Source organism: Pseudomonas sp. S2_E02 (assembly GCF_054668355.1).
In genome coordinates, this window is sequence record NZ_CP162761.1 from 5,510,038 (window position 1) to 5,529,246 (window position 19,209).

Below are 19,209 nucleotides of genomic sequence, written 5' to 3' on the forward strand. Positions count from 1 at the left end.
CCCAGGGGGAGAGGGGACTGACCGCGTCGTTCTGGCGCTATACATCGACCTGAGATATCCAGTCGAACTCAATTTTGAAAGCTTACACATCGGCTCCCTCTCCCTCGGGAGAGGGCTGGGGTGAGGGGCCTCGGTCTCAAGTACCCGGCAAAACTTCAAGCCGAACGCACAGACACAAAAAAGCCCATGACACGTCATGGGCTTTTCACTTGCAGCTAGCAGCTTGAAACTCGCAGTTGCTCTTACACGTAAAACGACTTCAGCGGCGGGAAGCCATTGAACTCAACTGCGCTGTAACTGGTGGTGTACGCACCAGTCGACAGCCAGTACAGACGATCACCGATCGCCAGGTTCAACGGCAGACCGTACTTGTAGTTCTCGTACATGATGTCGGCGCTGTCGCAAGTCGGGCCGGCGATGACCACTTCTTCCATCTCGCCTTTTTTCTCGGTCCAGATCGGGAACTTGATCGCTTCGTCCATGGTTTCGATCAGGCCGGAGAACTTGCCCACATCGGTATACACCCAACGCTCGACGGCGGTGCGCGACTTGCGTGCAACCAGTACCACTTCGCTGACCAGAATACCGGCGTTGGCAATCAGCGAACGGCCCGGCTCGAGAATGATTTCCGGCAGGTCATCACCGAAGTCTTCTTTCAGGAATCGGATGATTTCTTCGGCGTAGGTTTCCAGGCTGTTGGTGCGGGTGATGTAGTTGGCCGGGAAGCCACCGCCCATGTTGATCAGCTTCAGGTGGATGCCGTCTTCTTCTTTCAGGCGTTCGAAGATCACTTTGACCTTGGCAATCGCGGCGTCCCAAACGCTGATATCGCGTTGCTGCGAGCCGACGTGGAAGGAGATGCCGTAAGGCACCAGGCCGAGGTCGCGAGCGAGGATCAGCAGGTCCATGGCCATGTCGGTCTGGCAGCCGAATTTGCGCGACAGTGGCCAGTCAGCCGTGGTCGAGCCTTCGGTGAGGATGCGCACATAGACTTTCGAACCCGGGGCCGCCTTGGCGATGTTGCGCAGGTCAGCTTCGGAGTCGGTGGAGAACAGACGCACGCCCTTCTCGTAGAAGTAGCGGATGTCCTTGGATTTCTTGATGGTGTTGCCGTAGCTGATACGGTCCGGGCTGACGCCACGATCCATTACCTTGTCCAGCTCGTAGATCGAGGCGATGTCGAAGCTCGAACCTTTTTCTTTGAGCAGGTCGATGATCTCGACAGCCGGGTTGGCTTTGACCGCGTAGTAGACCTTGGCGAATTCGAAACCGGCGCGCAGGTCATCGTAGGCCTGGGCGATCATCGCGGTGTCGATCACCACGAACGGGGTTTCCTGTTTGTCGGCGAACGCCTTCATTTTGTCGAATGTAGCGCGCGCGAAATAGTCTTCGACCTGGATCGACATGCTGGGAACTCCTACTGGCAAACTAAGTTAAACAATGGGTGCAAATGAACGCCCTCCGTATCCCCACTTTGGTTCGCCTACTTCCCAAGGCATGTCGCCGAAAGCAAAAAGGCCACGGGTGGTTTTACCCTTGGCCTTGCTGTCTCGTCGTCAGTACTTGAGCCGGATGGATCGTTTCCAGCATGGACGTTCGGCGCGAACTTTAGGGCGTGAGGGGCGTGAGATCAACTAAAAATGTCGCGTTTTTGCACGCTTCTGACGTACGTCGCGTTCATCACTCTTTGTAGCCGACCGAGATGACGGGCAGATGTTCCCCGGGAATTTTCCAGTGTTAAAAATACCTGCACGTTCGTGGATTTTGTCGGCGAAGTCGTGGGTAAGTGTGATGGCTGCAACTTCGGCGACGTTGGCCACGAGAGGAAGGAGAGAGGGGGATTTTGGTTGTTTGGAAGGCTGTCCAGAGCATGCTGCCTGGTTCTCAGGTGTTGAGATTCTTTTCCGCCTGATGAGTGAAGAAAAAATCACCCGGATCCTGTGGGAGCGAGCTTGCTCGCGAAGGCATTTTCACAGTCGACATCGTTGTTGACTGATATTGCGCTTTCGCGAGCAAGCTCGCTCCCACAGGTTGTGTATTTTTAGGCGACTACCGCTTCAGCCGGCGAGACGATGTTGGTCTTCATCCCGCGCGAACGACCCGAACTCAGATAAGCCGCAATCGACTCCTGCGTCACCTCGCCAAGGAACACCCGCTCGGCATCCATCACCGGCAGCCACGAACGGTTGAACTCGTACATCCGCGACAGCAGGATGCGCAAATGCTCGTCGTACGCGGCGGTGGCGTTGAACTCACGCAGGAACTGCGCGCACGTGCCGGTCTGACGGTGCAGATCGCGACGACGCACATAACCCAGCGCCTTGTTCTCGGCACAGGTGACCACCACGTAGCGACGGTCATGCTCATCCATCAATTCCAGCGCATCGGCCACCGGGGTTTCCGGGCTCACCGATGGCGCGTTGTCCGCCGCATCTTCAGCCTTCACCAACAGCAGGCGCTTGAGCGTGCTGTCCTGGCCGACGAAGTTGCTGACAAAATCGTCCGCCGGATGCGCCAGCAGCGTGTCCGGGTGATCGATCTGCAGCAGTTTGCCGGCGCGGAAGATCGCGATCTTGTCGCCGAGTTTGATCGCTTCGTCGATGTCGTGGCTGACCATGATCACGGTCTTGTTCAGCGCGCGCTGCATTTCGAAGAACTCGTTCTGGATCATCTCGCGGTTGATCGGGTCGACCGCACCGAACGGCTCGTCCATCAACAATAACGGTGCATCCGCCGCCAGTGCGCGGATCACACCGATGCGCTGTTGCTGACCACCGGACAATTCGCGCGGATAGCGATGCAGATACTGCTTGGGCTCCAGCTTGATCATGCTCATCAACTCGCGGGCGCGGTCGTGGCATTTCTGTTTGTCCCAGCCGAGCAGTTTCGGCACGACCACGATGTTCTCTTCGATGGTCATGTTCGGGAACAGGCCGATCTGCTGGATCACGTAGCCAATGTTGCGACGCAGGGTCACTTCGTCGAGATCGGTGGTGTCTTCGCCGTTGATGAGGATCTTGCCCGAAGTCGGTTTGATCAGGCGGTTGATCATCTTCAGCGTGGTGCTTTTGCCGCAACCCGAGGGCCCGAGGAACACACAGATTTCGCCTTCATTGACGGTCAGGCTTACCGAATCCACAGCTTTGACGTCTTTGCCGTTGCTTTGGAAGGTCTTGCTGAGATTTTGAAGTTCGATCATTTCAGGAGTCCTTTTGGAGTCAGCGAGCGTTGCAGCCACTGCAAAACGAGGTCGGCGAAAATCGCCAGAAGACTGACCAGCAGCGCGCCGACGATCAGCATCGACATGTCACTGCGGCTGATGGAAGCGAGGATCAACACACCGAGGCCGCCGGCGCCGATGGTCGCGGCGATGGTCATCACGCCGATGTTCATCACCACGGCGGTGCGTACGCCGGCGAGGATCACTGGCACCGCAATCGGCAACTCGACCATGCGCAGGCGCTGGCCGAAGGTCATGCCGATGCCGCGTGCTGCTTCACGGATGCCCGGTTCCACGCCAGTGAGGGCGAGGTAGGTGTTGCGCATGATCGGCAGCAGTGAATAAAGGAACACGGCGGTGATCGCCGGCATCGGCCCGAGGCCCTGGCCGAACTTGGAGTAGAACGGCAACAGCAGACCGAACAGGGCAATCGACGGCACGGTCAGCAGCACCGTGGCGCTGGCCTGCAACGGCCCGGCAAGGGGCGGAAAGCGGGTCATCAGAATGCCCAGCGGCACGCCAACGACAATCGCCAGGGTCACGGCGATGCCGACCAGGGTGATGTGCTGCCAGGTCAGGTGCATCACCTGCTGCCAGTCGAGGTGGGAAAAGGCGTTCAGAAATTCCATGACTTTTCCTCCTTAATCAAGTGGGTGCTGGCGCAGAAAATCGGCGGCAACTTTCGATGGGCTCTCGTGATCGACGTCGACCCGCGCGTTGAGCTGGCGCATGGTTTCGTCATCGAACAGTTCGGCTAATGGCTTGAGTTGCTCGGCCAGTTGCGGGTGCGCGTCGAGGTAAGCCTGACGCACCACCGGTGCGGCGGTGTAGTCGGGGAAGTAATGCTTGTCGTCTTCCAGCAGTTTCAGGCCGAAGGCGTTGAGGCGACCGTCGGTGGTGTAGACCAGACCGGCGAACACCTGACCGTTGCGCAATGCCGTGTAAACCAGCCCGGCATCCATCTGGCGGATATTTTTGCGGGTCAGGTTCATGCCGTAGAGATCGACCATGCCGATCAGACCGTCGGAGCGGTTGGCAAACTCGGTGTCCAGCGCCACCAGATGATTGGTCTTGGCCTCGGCGCGCAGCACTTCGTTCAACTGGCTGATGTTGTTGATCTGCGGATATTCCTCGGCGACCTTTTCAGGGAGGGCGAGGGCGTAGGTGTTGCTGAATTTCGACGGGGTCAGCCAGACCAGGCCTTTTTTCGCGTCGAGTTCTTTTACCCGGGCGTAGGACTGGGCGCTGTCGAGTTTTTCAGTGACATGGTTGTAGGCCACCAGCGACACGCCGGTGTATTCCCAAAGCATGTCCAGTTGTCCGCTTTCGTGGGCGCTGCGGGCGAGGTTGCTGCCCAGACCGCCGGTAATCTGCGCGTCGTAACCTTTGCTGCGCAGGTATTGCGCGGTGATTTCGGCGAGCAGGGTTTGCTCAGTGAAGACTCGGGCGCCGAGGCGGATAACCGGTTTTTCAGCGGCTTGGGCGACACCTGCGAACAGCAGGATGCAGCCCACTATCAATCCCAAAGACGAGCTAAATCGTTTCATAAATATTCCTTCGCAAAAGCCTTAAGACGGGCGCAAACCGCGTTCCAGCCAGAGACGGCTGGCGAGGGTGACGACGCCATCGAGCAGCAAGGCCAGCAGCGCGGTGCACGCGGCGCCGAGCAGCAGTTGCGGCTGATTGTTCAGGGCGATGCCAGGGAAAATCAGGCTGCCGAGGCTGTTGGCGCCGATCAGGAACGCCAGCGGCGCGGTGCCGACGTTGATTGCCAGCGCCACGCGCACACCACCGACGATGATCGGCACGGCGTTGGGCAATTCGACTTTCCACAGCACCTGGCGCTGGGTCATGCCGATGCCGACGGCCGCTTCTTTCAGCGAACCCTGGACATTTTTCAGGCCTTCGTAGGTGTTGCGCACAATCGGCAGCAACGAAGCGAGGAATAAAGCAAAGATCGCCGGGCCACTGCCAATGCCGAGGACGCCCAGGGCAATCGCAAGCACGGCCAGCGGTGGCACGGTGTTGCCGATATTGAAGATTTGCATGAAGCGTTCAGCGCGACCGACCATGGTCGGACGACTGAGGAAGATGCCGGCGGGGATGCCCACGACAAGGGCGGCCAGCATTGAAGCGAGGACGAGAATCAGATGAGCTTGCAGGTAAAACAACAAATCGTCGCGGTAGTGTTCGATCGTGTTGATGCCGATCCAGTGGACCAGCAGGGCCAGGAGCGCGATCACCACCGCACCTCCCATCAGCCCTTTGCCATAGCGGATAGCCACAGGCGGACTCCTTTTTTTGTAGTCGGCGAGCGCAGTCCCGTGTGGCATGCCATACATGGCTGCCGGGAGAGTCGTTCGCGAAAAGTAGCCGTTTTTCAAAGCCGATAAAGCGGTCTGAAAGCGAGCCATGAGCGCAGCCTCGTCAGGCTAACTTGCTGATTTTTCAGCCCCTGACGAAAATTCGTAACAGGGGATGGACGTCTCCGGGCTTTAAAAGGTTCCCATCTGCGGCAGCATTTGGCCACCCTTAATGTGCTCAACGGTTCGGTTATTGCATCGAGTTGGGCTATAATCGCGGCCCTTTTTTGAATCACCGCCAGGCGATTTCCCATGACCAACCAGGCCGCCGAAGTCGCGAAACGCCGCACTTTCGCCATTATTTCCCACCCCGATGCCGGTAAAACCACGATCACCGAAAAGCTCCTGTTGATGGGCAAGGCGATTGCAGTGGCCGGTACGGTGAAATCCCGTAAATCCGATCGCCATGCGACATCCGACTGGATGGAGATGGAGAAGCAACGGGGTATTTCCATTACCACGTCGGTCATGCAGTTCCCGTATCGCGAACACATGATCAACCTGCTCGACACCCCGGGCCACGAAGACTTCTCCGAAGATACCTACCGCACCCTGACAGCGGTGGACTCGGCATTGATGGTCCTCGACGGCGGTAAAGGTGTAGAGCCACGGACGATTGCGCTGATGGACGTCTGCCGTCTGCGTGACACGCCGATCGTCAGCTTCATCAACAAACTCGACCGTGACATCCGCGACCCGATCGAACTGCTCGACGAGATCGAAGCCGTTCTGAAGATCAAGGCTGCGCCGATCACCTGGCCGATCGGTTGCTACCGTGACTTCAAGGGCGTGTACCACCTGGCTGACGACTACATCATTGTCTACACCGCCGGTCACGGTCACGAACGCACCGAAACCAAAATCATCGAGAAGCTCGATTCCGACGAAGCCCGCGCGCATCTGGGCGACGAGTACGACCGCTTCATCGAGCAGCTGGAACTGGTGCAGGGCGCCTGCCATGAATTCAACCAGCAGGAATTCCTCGACGGTCAACTGACCCCGGTGTTCTTCGGTACGGCACTGGGCAACTTCGGTGTTGACCATGTACTCGACGCCGTCGTTGATTGGGCGCCGCGTCCGCTGGCCCGTGTCGCTAACGAGCGTACCGTTGAGCCGGTGGAAGAGAAGTTCTCGGGCTTCATCTTCAAGATCCAGGCGAACATGGACCCGAAACACCGCGACCGTATCGCCTTCATGCGCATTTGCTCCGGCAAGTACGAGAAAGGCATGAAGATGCGCCATGTGCGTACCGGCAAGGACGTGCGCATCGGCGATGCCCTGACGTTCTTCTCCTCCGAGCGGGAACAGCTTGAAGAAGCCTTTGCCGGCGACATCATTGGTTTGCACAACCACGGCACGATCCAGATTGGCGATACCTTCAGTGAAGGTGAAACCCTCGGTTTCACCGGTATTCCGCACTTTGCGCCGGAGCTGTTCCGTCGTGTGCGTCTGCGTGATCCGCTGAAGTCCAAGCAGTTGCGTCAGGGTCTGCAGCAACTGGCTGAAGAGGGCGCGACGCAGGTGTTTTTCCCGGAGCGCAGCAACGACATCATTCTGGGCGCCGTCGGTGTGCTGCAGTTTGATGTGGTCGCCAGCCGTTTGAAGGAGGAATACAAGGTTGAGTGCTCGTACGAGCCGATTACTGTGTATTCCGCGCGCTGGATCGATTGCAGCGACAAGAAGAAGCTTGAGGAGTTTTCCAACAAGGCTGTGGAGAACCTGGCGGTCGATGGCGGTGGTCACCTGACTTACCTTGCGCCGACGCGGGTTAACCTGGCGTTGATGGAAGAGCGTTGGCCGGATGTGAAATTCCGGGCGACGCGTGAGCATCATTAAGTTCTGAATTGGTTTGTCCGAAGCCCTCTAGGTGTATGCCTAGGGGGCTTTTTTTTGCTTTGGTTTTGGGGGGATATCCGTTTTTGGGTGATGGCGGCTTAGGGTTCCGCCCTTACGGCGGGTCACTTTTTACAAACGCCTAAAAAGTAACCAAAAACGCTTGCTCCTACGTACGGCCCGCTCGCTGGGGCTCGGGGTTCCTTCGCTGCGGGATCGATCCGGGCGCAGCGTCTCCGGTTTGCTTCGCTGCACCTACTCCCGCTGTGTTTGGCTGCGCCAAACGGTCGCTGCGCTCCCACGCCCGGATCAATCCCTCCACTCAGCCTTCCGACGTCGCCCTACAGATCAAGATCAAGATCAAGATCAAAAGCAGGCGAGCTGACACTCGGCCTATTGAGTGGTGAAGAGCACGGCGTGGTCGGCTTTGGATTTGTGTTGGATTTGCCCCTCACCCCAGCCCTCTCCCGAGGGAGAGGGGGCCGATTTGTGTGTTTTTCAAAGCCTCAGTTCGACGCGGTATCGCACGTCGGCGTAGCTCTCCCAAACACTGCAGTCAGTCCCCTCTCCCTCCGGGCGGTCCGACGTTTCGGGAGGGCTAGGGTGAGGGGCTTTTGATCTGTTTCAGAATCTGAGCTCGACTCGGTATTGCACGTCGGCGTAGCTCTCGTAATCACTGCGGTCAGTCCCCTCTCCCTCCGGGAGAGGGTTAGGGTGAGGGGCTTTTGATCTTCGGTACGGTTTTATCGCGCGCAATGGCTGTAGGACGACTCGGTTTTTTGTGGTCTCGATGTTCTTGAACGCGACAACCCGCCTGCTGACCGTTAGTGTTCCAGCTCCACGCACGTCGCTTTGAGAGGTCAATGGAATGACGAGTCGGCTGACTCACCTGCTACGGCTGAACGGCTATTTCGGCGTGATGGCCTGGGTGCTCGCGGCGCTGTTGTTCATCAATCGCTTGAGCAGCATGGTCAAGCTGTTCATGGCGTTGTACCTGCGTCAGGAGCTGGGGCTGGCGATCGAGACGGTTGGCTGGTTGCTGTCGGCGTACGGCGCGGGTTTGCTGCTGGGGTCGATGCTCGGTGGCTGGCTCAGTGATCATGTGCGCACGGCGCGGCTGACGGCGGCGCTGTTCTTTGTTTCGGTGTGGGTGCTGATCCTGCTGGGGCTGGTGACGCAGGTGCCGTTGCTCGCTGCATTGTTGTTGCTCAGTGGGGCCATCGATGGGGCTATTCGCACGCTGCATCAGCGGCTGATCATGGAGTATTGCGAGGTGACGCAGCGCTCGCGTGCGCAGGCGTTGAGTCGGGTTGCGCGCAACCTTGGGATGGCCGCCGCCGGTGTGGCGGGCGGGGTGTTGGCGCAGACCGATTTTCGCTGGGTGTTTTTCGGTAGCGCGGCGATGACGTTGTTGGCGCTGCTCTGGTTTGTTCGTACCACGTGGCAGCGTCCGGTGCTGATCAATGAAGAGTCATCGATAGTCGGCGCCGGTGGTCCGGGTGTGCCGTATCGCGACAAACCGTTTCTCTGGTTGCTGGCAGCGACGGCCGTGCTCGGCATCGCGTTCGACACGGTCTACAGCACGCTGGGCAATTACCTGCGTGATTACTATCACTTGAGCACCGAGGCGATCGGCTGGCAGTTCGGCCTCAATGCGTTGCTGGTGATCGCCCTGCAGATTCCGCTGTCGCACTGGGGCGAGCGTTGGGGGATGCGCCGGCAAATGCTGCTCGGCAGTGTGTTGCTGGCCTGCGGACTCGGTATGTTGCCGTTCGGCTCCGGGCTGTTTTACGTCTGCCTGTCGACGCTGATCTGGACCTTGGGCGAGGCCTTTTTCATGCCGCCGCTGAATGTGCTGGCCATGCGTTTTGCCCAAGGCGGTAAAAGCGGTCAGTACTTCGGCCTGTTCTTTATGAGCTGGAGCGCCAGTGCGCTGTTGTCACCGGTACTCAGTGGCCAGTTGTACGGTCATTTCGGCGGCCACAGTGTGTGGCTGGCGAGTACGCTGATGGTGTTGATTTCCATGCCGTTGACGTGGCAGGCCACGCGATCACGCGGCGGCGCTTAGCTGTTGCGGCTATGAGCATTATTCGAAAACTGTCTTTCCATGAAGGGCATTTCTGCCTGCTCCTTAGCGTCCTATCTGGTGAACCCGATGGATCGGAACTAGATTTCACACAGCGCCAGTCAGGCACGAATGTCTCACCTGAAAAAGGATGGAGTCAGCTATGAAAAGCAGGTTGCTACGGGTTTTATTGCTGTTGAAAGTGATGGTCATGCTGTCCCTCGGCACCGCGACGGCCTGGGCCGAGTGCGAGGATCACGATTCTCAGGCCTTCAACGGCCAGGTCGGGCACAGCGGCTTGATGCTGGCCAAGTCTGAGTCCGAGCCGGGCGATCAGGACCAGGGCGGCAGCGCCGATGATGACGACTCGACCACTGATGAGCCGGACACTGATGATCCGGATGACGAAGGCGATGGCCAGACGTAAATCGCAGACAAAAGAAAACCCCTTCTGCCTCGACTGATGCGCAATCGGGGGGGAAGGGGTTTGGTTAACACGTCACTTTCTTTGAAATGCGATCCCTGTGGAAGCGAGCTTGCTCGCGAAAGCGGTGTATCAGGCGACATCTATGTTGAATGATTCAATGCCTTCGCGAGCAAGCTCGCTCCCACAGTGTTTTGTATCGCTCTCCAGTTTTGCTTACGCCGCGCCGTCGAGGAACTGCTCGGCGTAGTGGCAAGCCACCTGTCGGCTATCGAGCTGGCGCAAGGCTGGTTCTTCAGTGCTGCAACGCTCGGTCGCGTACGGGCAGCGCTTGTGGAAAGCGCAGCCCGGTGGCGGGTTCAGCGGGTTAGGCAGTTCGCCGACGATCTTGATTTTCGGCTTGTTCGGGTCCGGGTGAATGGTCGGGGTCGCCGACAGCAGCGCCTGGGTATATGGGTGCAACGGACGCTCGTAAATGTCGTTCTTCGGACCCAGTTCCACCGGGCGACCGAGATACATCACCATCACGTCGTCGGCCACGTGTTGCACCACCGCAAGGTTGTGCGAGATGAACACGTACGCAGTGTTGAACTCCTGCTGCAGATCCATGAACAGGTTCAGCACCTGCGCCTGAATCGACACGTCCAGTGCCGAGGTCGGTTCATCCGCCACCAGCACTTTCGGTTGCAGCATCATGGCGCGAGCCAGGGCGATACGCTGACGCTGACCGCCGGAGAACATGTGCGGATAGCGCTGGTAGTGCTCAGGGCGCAAGCCGACCTGCTTCATCATCGCCTGGACTTTCTCGCGACGCTCGGCGGCGGAGAGGTTGGTGTTGATCAGCAGCGGTTCGCCGAGCTGGTCACCGACTTTCTGCCGTGGGTTCAACGACGCGTATGGGCTTTGAAAGACCATCTGCACGTCTTTGCGCAGTTGCTTGCGCTGGGCCTTGTCGGCGCCGGCGACTTCCTGGCCGGCGATTTTCAAGGATCCGGAAGACGGATCTTCAATCAGCGTCAACGCACGGGCGAGGGTGGATTTGCCGCAGCCCGACTCGCCAACTACGGCGAGGGTCTTGCCGGCTTCCAGTTCGAACGACACGCCGTTCAGGGCGCGCACGGTCGCATGGCCCTTGAACAGGCCACGGGAGACTTCGTAGTGACGGGTCAGGTCGCGGGCGGTAAGTACGACGGCCATTACGCCACCTCCTGGTTCAGCGGGAAGAAGCAGCGGGCGAGGCTGTGGCTTTTCGGATCAAGGCCTGGACGCTGCGCGCGGCAGCTGTCCTGCACGTACGGGCAGCGCGGCGACAGCAGGCAGCCCTGCGGACGATCGTAGCGGCCCGGGACGATGCCCGGCAGGGTCGACAGGCGTGCGGCGCCGAGGCTGTGCTCGGGAATCGCCTTGAGCAGCGCTTCGCTGTACGGGTGTGCCGGGATGTCGAACAGTTGCGGCACCTGACCGACTTCAACGGCTTGGCCGGCGTACATCACGCAGACGCGCTGGGCGGTTTCGGCCACGACCGCGAGGTCGTGGGTGATCAGCACCAGGCCCATGTTCTGTTCTTTCTGCAACGCCAATAGCAGATCCATGATCTGCGCCTGAATCGTTACGTCCAGAGCAGTGGTCGGTTCGTCGGCGATCAGCAGTTTCGGTTCGCCGGCAATCGCCATGGCGATCGCAACGCGCTGGCTCATACCGCCGGACAGTTGATGCGGGTAGGCGTCCATACGGCTGGCGGCGCCCGGGATTTCGACTTTTTCCAGCAGTTCGATCGCACGTTTGCGGGCTTGCTTGCCGGACATTTTCAGGTGCAGACGCAGCACTTCTTCGATCTGGAAACCGACGGTGTAGCTCGGGTTCAGCGCGGTCATCGGGTCCTGAAAGACCATCGACAAGTCTTTGCCGACGATTTGCCGACGCTGACGGTTGCTCAGCTTGAGCATGTCTTTGCCGTCAAAGCTGAGCGAGTCGGCGGTGACGATGCCGGGGTGCTCGATCAGGCCCATCAGCGCCATCATGGTCACGGATTTACCCGAACCCGACTCGCCAACGATGGCCAGTACTTCGCCTTTGTCGACTTTCAGGTCGAGGCCATCGACCACCGGGGTCGCGGTCTTGTCGCCGAAGCGAACGTTGAGATTCTTGATTTCTAGCAGTGACATGGGAATCTCCTCAGGCGGCGTTCTTGAGTTTCGGGTCCAGCGCATCGCGCAGACCGTCGCCCATCAAGTTGATTGCCAGCACGCTGAGCAAAATGGTCAAACCAGGCAGGCTCACCACCCACCAGGCGCGTTCGATGTAGTCACGGGCCGAGGCCAGCATGGTGCCCCACTCAGGGGTTGGCGGTTGTACGCCAAGGCCGAGGAAGCCCAACGCTGCGGCATCGAGAATCGCCGACGAGAAGCTCAGGGTCGCCTGCACGATCAGCGGCGCCATGCAGTTGGGCAACACGGTGATGAACATCAGACGTGGCAGACCGGCACCGGCCAGGCGCGCGGCGGTCACGTAGTCGCGGTTCAGTTCGCCCATCACCGCGGCACGGGTCAGACGCACATAGGACGGCAGCGAAACCACAGCGATAGCGATCACGGTGTTGATCAGGCCAGGGCCGAGGATGGCGACGATCGCCACCGCCAGCAGCAGCGACGGCAGGGCCAGCATGATGTCCATCAGACGCATGATGGTCGGGCCAATCATCTTCGGGAAGAAACCGGCGAACAGACCGAGCAGGATCCCCGGAATCAGTGACATCACCACCGACGACAAACCGATCAGCAGCGACAGGCGCGAACCCTGGATCAGACGCGACAGCAGGTCTCTACCCAGTTCATCGGTGCCGAGCAGGAACTGCATCTGCCCGCCTTCCAGCCACGCCGGCGGCGTCAGCAGGAAGTCGCGGTATTGCTCGCTCGGGTTATGCGGCGCAACCCACGGCGCGAACAGCGCGCAGAAGATGATCAGCAGCATGAACATGAGGCCGGCAACTGCGCCCTTGTTCTTGGAGAAGGCTTGCCAGAATTCTTTGTACGGCGACGGGTACAGCAGACTTTGATCCGCGTTGGCGGCGGTGGCTACTGAGGATGTTGGAGTGCTCATGGTTATTGACCTCAGCGCTGATGACGGATGCGTGGGTTGGCAAAGCCGTAGAGGATGTCCACTACGAAGTTGACCAGAATCACCAGGCAGGCGATTAACAGGATGCCGTTTTGCACAACCGGGTAGTCCCGGGCGCCGATGGCTTCGATCAGCCATTTACCGATGCCGGGCCAGGAGAAAATCGTTTCGGTCAGAACCGCACCGGCCAGCAGGGTGCCGACTTGCAGGCCGACCACGGTGAGTACCGGAATCAGTGCGTTACGCAGACCGTGCACGAACACCACGCGCGACGGCGACAGGCCTTTGGCCCTGGCGGTGCGGATGTAGTCTTCACGCAGCACTTCGAGCATCGACGAACGGGTCATTCGCGCGATCACCGCCAGCGGAATGGTGCCGAGGACGATGGCCGGCAGGATCAGGTGATGCAGGGCATCGAAGAAGGCGCCAACGTCATCGGCCAGCAGCGTGTCGATCAGCATGAAACCAGTGCGCGGCTCGATGTCATAGAGCAGGTCGATGCGCCCGGAAACCGGGGTCCAGCCCAGGCTCACCGAGAAGAACATGATCAGGATCAGGCCCCACCAGAAGATCGGCATCGAATACCCCGCGAGGGAGATGCCCATCACCCCGTGGTCGAACAGAGATCCTCGCTTGAGTGCCGCGATCACCCCGGCCAGAAGCCCGAGAATGCCGGCGAACAGCAGGGCGGCCATGGACAGTTCCAGGGTCGCCGGGAAGAGGGAGGTGAACTCGGTCCATACGCTTTCACGCGTGCGCAGGGATTCGCCGAGATCGCCGTGAGCCAGTTTGCCGATGTAGTCCAGATACTGGGCATACAGCGGCTTGTTCAGACCTAGGCGTTCCATTGCCTGAGCGTGCATTTCGGGGTCGACCCGACGTTCGCCCATCATCACTTCCACGGGGTCGCCCGGAATCATGCGAATCAACGCGAAAGTCAGCAAGGTGATGCCGAAAAACGTGGGGATCAACAACCCCAGTCGGCGGGCAATAAAACTAAACATCGTGTGTGGTACCTCATCAGCCGGTTAGGCGTGCCCGGCATCCCTGGGGTCAGGGACGCCGGGAGTTTCTTATCTACTTCACCTGGGTAGTGGCGAAGTTATTAGTGGTGAGAGGGCTGATGTGATAGCCCTCTACGTTGTTACGCATTGCAGTAAACATCCTGGTGTGGGCCATGCTGATCCATGGCTGATCCTGATTAAACAGCACTTGCGCCTGTTCGTAGAGCTTTGCGCGTTCGGCCGGATCTACTTTAGCCCGTGCTTCATCCAGCAGTGCCTGGAATTTCTCGTTGCACCAGCGAGCGTAGTTCTCGCCATTTTTTGCCGCTTCGCAACTGAGCATAGGCGTCAGGAAGTTATCCGGGTCGCCGTTGTCGCCCGCCCATCCGGCCGAGACCATATCGTGTTCGCCGGCCTTGGCGCGTTTAAGCATTTCGCCCCATTCCATCACGCGAATGTCGATCTTGATCCCGACTTTCGCCAGGTCAGCCTGCATCATTTGCGCGCCGAGCATCGGGTTGGGGTTGGTCGGACCGCCACCGTTGCGGGTAAACAGGGTAAACACGGTGCCTTCCGGAACCCCGGCTTCCTTGAGCAGCTTGCGGGCGGCATCGAGGTCACGTGGCGGGTTCTTCAGGTCGTGGTTATAGCCGAGCAGGGTCGGCGGGTACGGGTTGACCGCGACCGACGCATTGCCTTTGCCGAACAGCGCGTTGACATAGGCTTCCTTGTCAAAGGCGATATCGATGGCTTTGCGCACGCGCACGTCACTCATGTACTTGTGCTGGGTGTTCATGGCGACGTACGAGACGGTCATCGCGTCGAGCTCATCGACTTTCAGGTTGCTGTCTTTCTTGATGCTCGGGATGTCATCCGGCTTCGGATACAGGGCGATCTGGCACTCGTTGGCCTTGAGCTTCTGCAGGCGCACGTTGTTGTCGGTGGCGATCGCCAGGATCAGCGCGTCAGCCGGCGCCTTGCCACGGAAGTAATCCGGGTTGGCCTTGAAACGCACCTGCGCGTCTTTTGCATAACGCTGGAAGATGAACGGGCCGGTGCCGATCGGCTTGTTGTTCAAGTCACCTGTCTTGTTGGCCTTGAGCAATTGGTCGGCGTATTCGGCCGGGTAGATCGAGGAGAACGCCATCGCGATATCGGCCAGGAACGGCGCTTCGCGGCGGGTCAGGGTGAACTTGACCGTGTTGTCGTCGACTTTCTCGACATTCTTCAGCAGTTCCTTGAAACCCATGCTTTCAAAGTACGGGAAGCCCACGCTCGACAGTTTGTGCCACGGGTGATTCGGGTCCAGTTGACGCTGGAAGCTCCAGACCACGTCGTCGGCGTTCATGTCGCGGGTCGGCTTGAAGTATTCGGTAGTGTGAAACTTGACGCCTTTGCGCAGGTGGAACGTGTAGGTCAGGCCGTCTTCGCTGATGTCCCAGGACTCGGCGAGTGCCGGGATCACTTCAGTGGTGCCGGGCTTGAAGTCAGCCAGGCGGTTGAAGATGGTTTCGGCCACAGCGTCCGCCGTGACTGCAGTTGTGTACTGGACCATATCGAAGCCTTCCGGGCTGGCTTCGGTGCAGACCACCAAGGGTTTGGCCGAGACGCCAACAGCGACACTCAGCAACGCAGCCGCGATGGCCGCACGTAGGGGAAGCATTTTCATCGATAACCCTCTGCAATCGGTTGAAGACAAAAAGCCGAACGGCCGACTCATCATGAGTCAGCCGTCGGCTGGCGTTTTTACAGGATGTTGAATGGAATCGTGGTTACGAGACGGAACTCGTTGATGCTGCCGTCGGACTGGAATTCGCTTGCACGGTGCGCGGTGTAAGTGCCGCGAATGGTGGTGGCTTTCAGAGGACCGCTTTGTACGGCATAGGTCGCCCCGATACCGTATTCATAGTGGTGTTCGCCATCCTGTTCCTGGATGCCGTCATAACCCTTGCCTGCCACGCCTTTGTTGCCGTTGTAGTGGGTGCCGTCGATGCCCCAGCCACGCGCCTGGTAGATGTTGAACTTCAGGCCTGGAACGCCGTATTCAGCCATGTTGATGGCGTAGGAAACCTGGAAGGATTTCTCGTTCGGGCCGTTGAAGTCCGACAGCAGGGAGTTGGCCAGGTAGATGCCGTTGGTTTCGTGCAGGTAGTCGAAGTACTCGTTACCGTTCACTTGCTGGTAGGAGAAGGTCAGGTTGTGGGCCTGGTGAGTCAGGCCGAACGACAGCGAGTAAGTATCGTTGTCGATATCGCCCAGCAGCTTTTTGCCTTCATCCACGGTCTTGTAGTAGTTCAGGCCGGTGGTCAGGGCGAGGACACTGCTGTCACCCAATTCATGGGTGGCACCGAAGTAGTACTGGTTCCACAGGTCTTCGACCTGAGTGCCCCACAGGCTGGTTTTCAGGCTTTCGAGCGGCTGATACGTGATGCCGGCGGTATTTACGTGGTCGGATTCGACACGGCCGTTGGCATATTCAGCACGGAATTTCTGCAGGCTTTGTTCCGAGCGTGGCGAAACACGGTCGAAAGTGGCCAGGTCGAAAGACAGGTTGTTCAGTTCTTCACTGTGCAGGGAAATACCTTCGAAACTCGATGGTAGTGCACGGTTACCGATCACGTCGACTTGCGGGCTGCTGAAGCCCATGCGGCCGGCGGTCAGAGTGGTGTTGGAAACCCGGGCCTTGATGTTGGCCAGGCCCAGCTTGCTCCACTGATCGACCGCATCACCGCTGCCCTTGTGCGTCAGCGTACGGTTGTTACCCGACGCCGTGCCAGTTTTTGGCGCGCCACCGTTACCGGCCGCGAGGTTCTCGCGGTCACGCTCCAGTGCGATCGCGTTATAGGCTGCCACTTCAGTGCTGAAACCTACGGTGCCCTCGGTGAAGCCCGAGTTGTACTTGACGATGGTGCCCTGAACCCAGTTGATCCGGCGGTCGGTTTCGGCCAGCGAACCATTCTTCTTGTAGGCGAACTTGCCGCCGCGCTTCAGTTGTTCGTTGGCGTACCAGTTACGCGTCGTACCGGTAATCGACTGTCCTTCGACGAAGCCGGTTGCTTCAGCCTGGGCGCTCTTGGTGTTGACGGTCACCGGAGTGAATGCCTGACTCTGGGTTTCCGCATAAGCCGTGGCGGTGATGCTGCTGATGGCCAGGGCCAGTATCGCGGTGCTGCTCAGTTTCATGGGTGAAGCTCCTTTACTTTCTTTTTATGCCGGCTTTTTTTGGTATGCCGGTTATTGGTTTAGAACTCGTTCACACATCGCAAACGTTTGCCAGAAGCCGGATTGGCGAATTTCGGCAAAGCGCTTGCGTGAGGGGCTAGACAGCGCCCCCCAGCATTGCGGCTAATCGTCTGGTTTAATCGATACCGACACCCGAGAACACGTTGCGACCGAACGGGCTGACTTTGAAACCCTCGATCCTGGCGCTTAACGGTTGGTTGACCGTCGAGTGGGCGACAGGCGTGATCGGCACTTGCTGTTTAAGCAATTGCTGAGCCTGTTTGTAGAGCACGGTGCGTTGGTCACGGTCAGTGACGACCTTGGCCTCTTTGATCAGCTTGTCGTAAGCCGGATCGCACCACATGGAATAGTTGTTGCCGCCAATGGCATCGCAGCTGTACAGCGTGCCGAGCCAGTTGTCCGGATCCCCGTTGTCACCGGTCCAGCCGATCAGGCTGACGTCGTGCTCGCCGTTCTTGGTGCGCTTGATGTACTCGCCCCATTCATAGCTGACGATCTTCACTTTCAGTCCGATCTTGGCCCAGTCCGCCTGGAGCATTTCGGCCATCAGTTTGGCGTTCGGGTTGTACGGGCGCTGCACCGGCATCGCCCACAGGGTGATCTCGGTGCCTTCTTTGACACCGGCAGCCTTGAGCAGCTCTTTGGCTTTTTCCGGGTTGTAGGCGGCGTCTTTGATGCTGTCGTCGTAGGACCACTGGGTCGGCGGCATGGCATTCACGGCCAGTTGGCCGGCGCCCTGATAAACAGCGTTGAGAATCCCTTGTTTATTCACCGCCATGTCCAGCGCCTGACGCACTTCGAGCTGGTCGAATGGCTTGTGGCGAACGTTGTAGGCGATGTAGCCGAGGTTGAAACCCGGCTTGGAGATCAATTGCAGTTTCGGATCGGCCTTCAGCGCTTCAACATCGGCAGGGCGCGGGTGCAGGGTGATCTGGCACTCGCCGGCCTTGAGCTTCTGCACGCGCACCGAGGCGTCGGTGTTGATCGCAAAGATCAGGTTATCGAGTTTGACTCGGCTCGGATCCCAGTAATGTTGATTACCGGTGTAACGAATGTTCGAGTCTTTCTGATAACTCTTGAACACGAACGGCCCGGTGCCGATCGGTTTCTGGTTGATGTCGCTTGGCTTGCCTTCGGCCAGCAGCTTGTCGGCGTATTCGGCGGACAGAATGGCGGCGAAGCTCATGGCGATGTTCTGGATGAACGCGGCGTCGACGCTGTTGAGCGTGAACTCCACGGTCAGCGGCCCGGTCTTCTCGACCTTGGCGATGTTCTTGTTCAGGCTCATCCCGTTGAAATACGGGAACTCGGTTGGATAAGCCTTACGGAAAGGTTGTTGCGCATCGAGCATGCGATTAAACGTGAACAGCACGTCGTCGGCGTTGAAATCGCGAGTTGGCTTGAAGTACGGCGTTGTATGAAATTTCACACCTTCACGCAGGTGAAAGGTGTACTTGAGACCATCCTCGGAAATGTCCCACTTGGTCGCCAGACCGGGTACGACATTGGTCGCGCCTTTTTCGAACTCGACGAGACGGTTGTAGATCGGTTCGGCGGCGTCGTTATCGGTCGCTGTTGTGTACTGCGCGGTATCGAAACCGGCCGGGCTGCCTTCAGAGCAGAACACCAGGCTTTTGCTGGCGGCGAAACTGGCGGACGAGGCGGCCAACAGGCCGGCACCCAGCAATGCGGAATAAATCAAGGTATGGCGCATGACGCTCCCTCTTTTTTTAGTGTTGTTCAATGCACCGTCACCTCATCCAGAGACGTTTTGGTTGCATCGAGCTCAATCCAGTACGTACGGCAAACCGGTGGCCCACGCAGACACTGGTCAGTACCCGACGGTAGGGGCCGCGGTTCTGGCAGTAAATGCGTAAATGCCTTAAATCTCGTAGGAAAAGGCGACGCGTCCTATACCTCTGCGGTAATCCGCAGCGGAA

The 19,209-nt window shown here is 58.8% G+C and carries 15 protein-coding genes; 3 read left to right on the forward strand and 12 right to left on the reverse strand.

The window, feature by feature from the left end; genetic code table 11:
• Positions 1-242: 242 nt before the first annotated feature.
• The 5 genes from AB4O01_RS24575 to AB4O01_RS24595 all read right to left on the reverse strand — a co-directional run bounded on the left by AB4O01_RS24575 (position 243) and on the right by AB4O01_RS24595 (position 5,478).
• Positions 243-1,406 (reverse strand): type III PLP-dependent enzyme, encoded by a 1,164-nt coding sequence (locus AB4O01_RS24575; RefSeq protein WP_007915304.1) that lies wholly within the window; start codon positions 1,404-1,406, stop codon positions 243-245.
• A gap of 635 nt (positions 1,407-2,041) precedes the next feature.
• The gene (locus AB4O01_RS24580; protein WP_047291222.1) at positions 2,042-3,199 is read right to left on the reverse strand and encodes an osmoprotectant ABC transporter ATP-binding protein OsmV; all 1,158 of its coding nucleotides are present in this window, start codon (positions 3,197-3,199) and stop codon (positions 2,042-2,044) included.
• The gene (locus AB4O01_RS24585) at positions 3,196-3,849 is read right to left on the reverse strand and encodes an ABC transporter permease (RefSeq protein WP_093435835.1); all 654 of its coding nucleotides are present in this window, start codon (positions 3,847-3,849) and stop codon (positions 3,196-3,198) included. Before AB4O01_RS24585 ends, AB4O01_RS24580 begins: the two co-directional genes overlap by 4 nt.
• Before the next feature lie 12 nt (positions 3,850-3,861).
• Positions 3,862-4,767: a glycine betaine ABC transporter substrate-binding protein gene (locus tag AB4O01_RS24590; RefSeq protein ID WP_460089865.1), complete on the reverse strand. Its 906-nt coding sequence runs from the start codon at positions 4,765-4,767 to the stop codon at positions 3,862-3,864.
• A gap of 21 nt (positions 4,768-4,788) precedes the next feature.
• Positions 4,789-5,478: an ABC transporter permease gene (locus AB4O01_RS24595; protein WP_460092315.1), complete on the reverse strand. Its 690-nt coding sequence runs from the start codon at positions 5,476-5,478 to the stop codon at positions 4,789-4,791.
• 357 nt (positions 5,479-5,835) lie between these two features.
• On the opposite strand from AB4O01_RS24595, the gene AB4O01_RS24600 reads away from it, so the two are divergent.
• From AB4O01_RS24600 to AB4O01_RS24610, 3 genes are all read left to right on the forward strand, one after another.
• Entirely contained in the window at positions 5,836-7,419 is a 1,584-nt protein-coding gene (locus AB4O01_RS24600; protein ID WP_093435841.1) for a peptide chain release factor 3, read from the forward strand.
• A gap of 865 nt (positions 7,420-8,284) precedes the next feature.
• On the forward strand, positions 8,285-9,484 hold the full coding sequence (locus tag AB4O01_RS24605) for an MFS transporter (RefSeq protein WP_460089867.1): 1,200 nt from the start codon (positions 8,285-8,287) through the stop codon (positions 9,482-9,484).
• A gap of 160 nt (positions 9,485-9,644) precedes the next feature.
• Positions 9,645-9,908, forward strand: a complete 264-nt coding sequence (locus AB4O01_RS24610; protein WP_460089868.1) for a hypothetical protein — start codon at positions 9,645-9,647, stop codon at positions 9,906-9,908.
• A gap of 213 nt (positions 9,909-10,121) precedes the next feature.
• Here AB4O01_RS24610 and AB4O01_RS24615 read toward each other — a convergent pair whose 3' ends face one another.
• From AB4O01_RS24615 to AB4O01_RS24645, 7 genes are all read right to left on the reverse strand, one after another.
• Positions 10,122-11,102: a peptide ABC transporter ATP-binding protein gene (locus tag AB4O01_RS24615; protein ID WP_007917625.1), complete on the reverse strand. Its 981-nt coding sequence runs from the start codon at positions 11,100-11,102 to the stop codon at positions 10,122-10,124.
• On the reverse strand, positions 11,102-12,070 hold the full coding sequence (locus tag AB4O01_RS24620) for an ABC transporter ATP-binding protein (protein WP_093435852.1): 969 nt from the start codon (positions 12,068-12,070) through the stop codon (positions 11,102-11,104). Before AB4O01_RS24620 ends, AB4O01_RS24615 begins: the two co-directional genes overlap by 1 nt.
• A gap of 10 nt (positions 12,071-12,080) precedes the next feature.
• Positions 12,081-13,004: an ABC transporter permease subunit gene (locus tag AB4O01_RS24625; RefSeq protein WP_134174556.1), complete on the reverse strand. Its 924-nt coding sequence runs from the start codon at positions 13,002-13,004 to the stop codon at positions 12,081-12,083.
• A gap of 11 nt (positions 13,005-13,015) precedes the next feature.
• A complete protein-coding gene (locus AB4O01_RS24630) occupies positions 13,016-14,026 on the reverse strand; it encodes an ABC transporter permease subunit (RefSeq protein WP_075947650.1) in 1,011 nt (336 codons plus the stop codon).
• Positions 14,027-14,099: 73 nt separating this feature from the next.
• Positions 14,100-15,695: an ABC transporter substrate-binding protein gene (locus AB4O01_RS24635; RefSeq protein ID WP_093435859.1), complete on the reverse strand. Its 1,596-nt coding sequence runs from the start codon at positions 15,693-15,695 to the stop codon at positions 14,100-14,102.
• Positions 15,696-15,772: 77 nt separating this feature from the next.
• Complete coding sequence (locus AB4O01_RS24640) at positions 15,773-17,209, reverse strand: OprD family porin (RefSeq protein WP_123594510.1); 1,437 nt, start codon at positions 17,207-17,209, stop codon at positions 15,773-15,775.
• 175 nt (positions 17,210-17,384) lie between these two features.
• Positions 17,385-18,983 (reverse strand): ABC transporter substrate-binding protein, encoded by a 1,599-nt coding sequence (locus AB4O01_RS24645; RefSeq protein WP_093435865.1) that lies wholly within the window; start codon positions 18,981-18,983, stop codon positions 17,385-17,387.
• Positions 18,984-19,209: the final 226 nt, after the last annotated feature.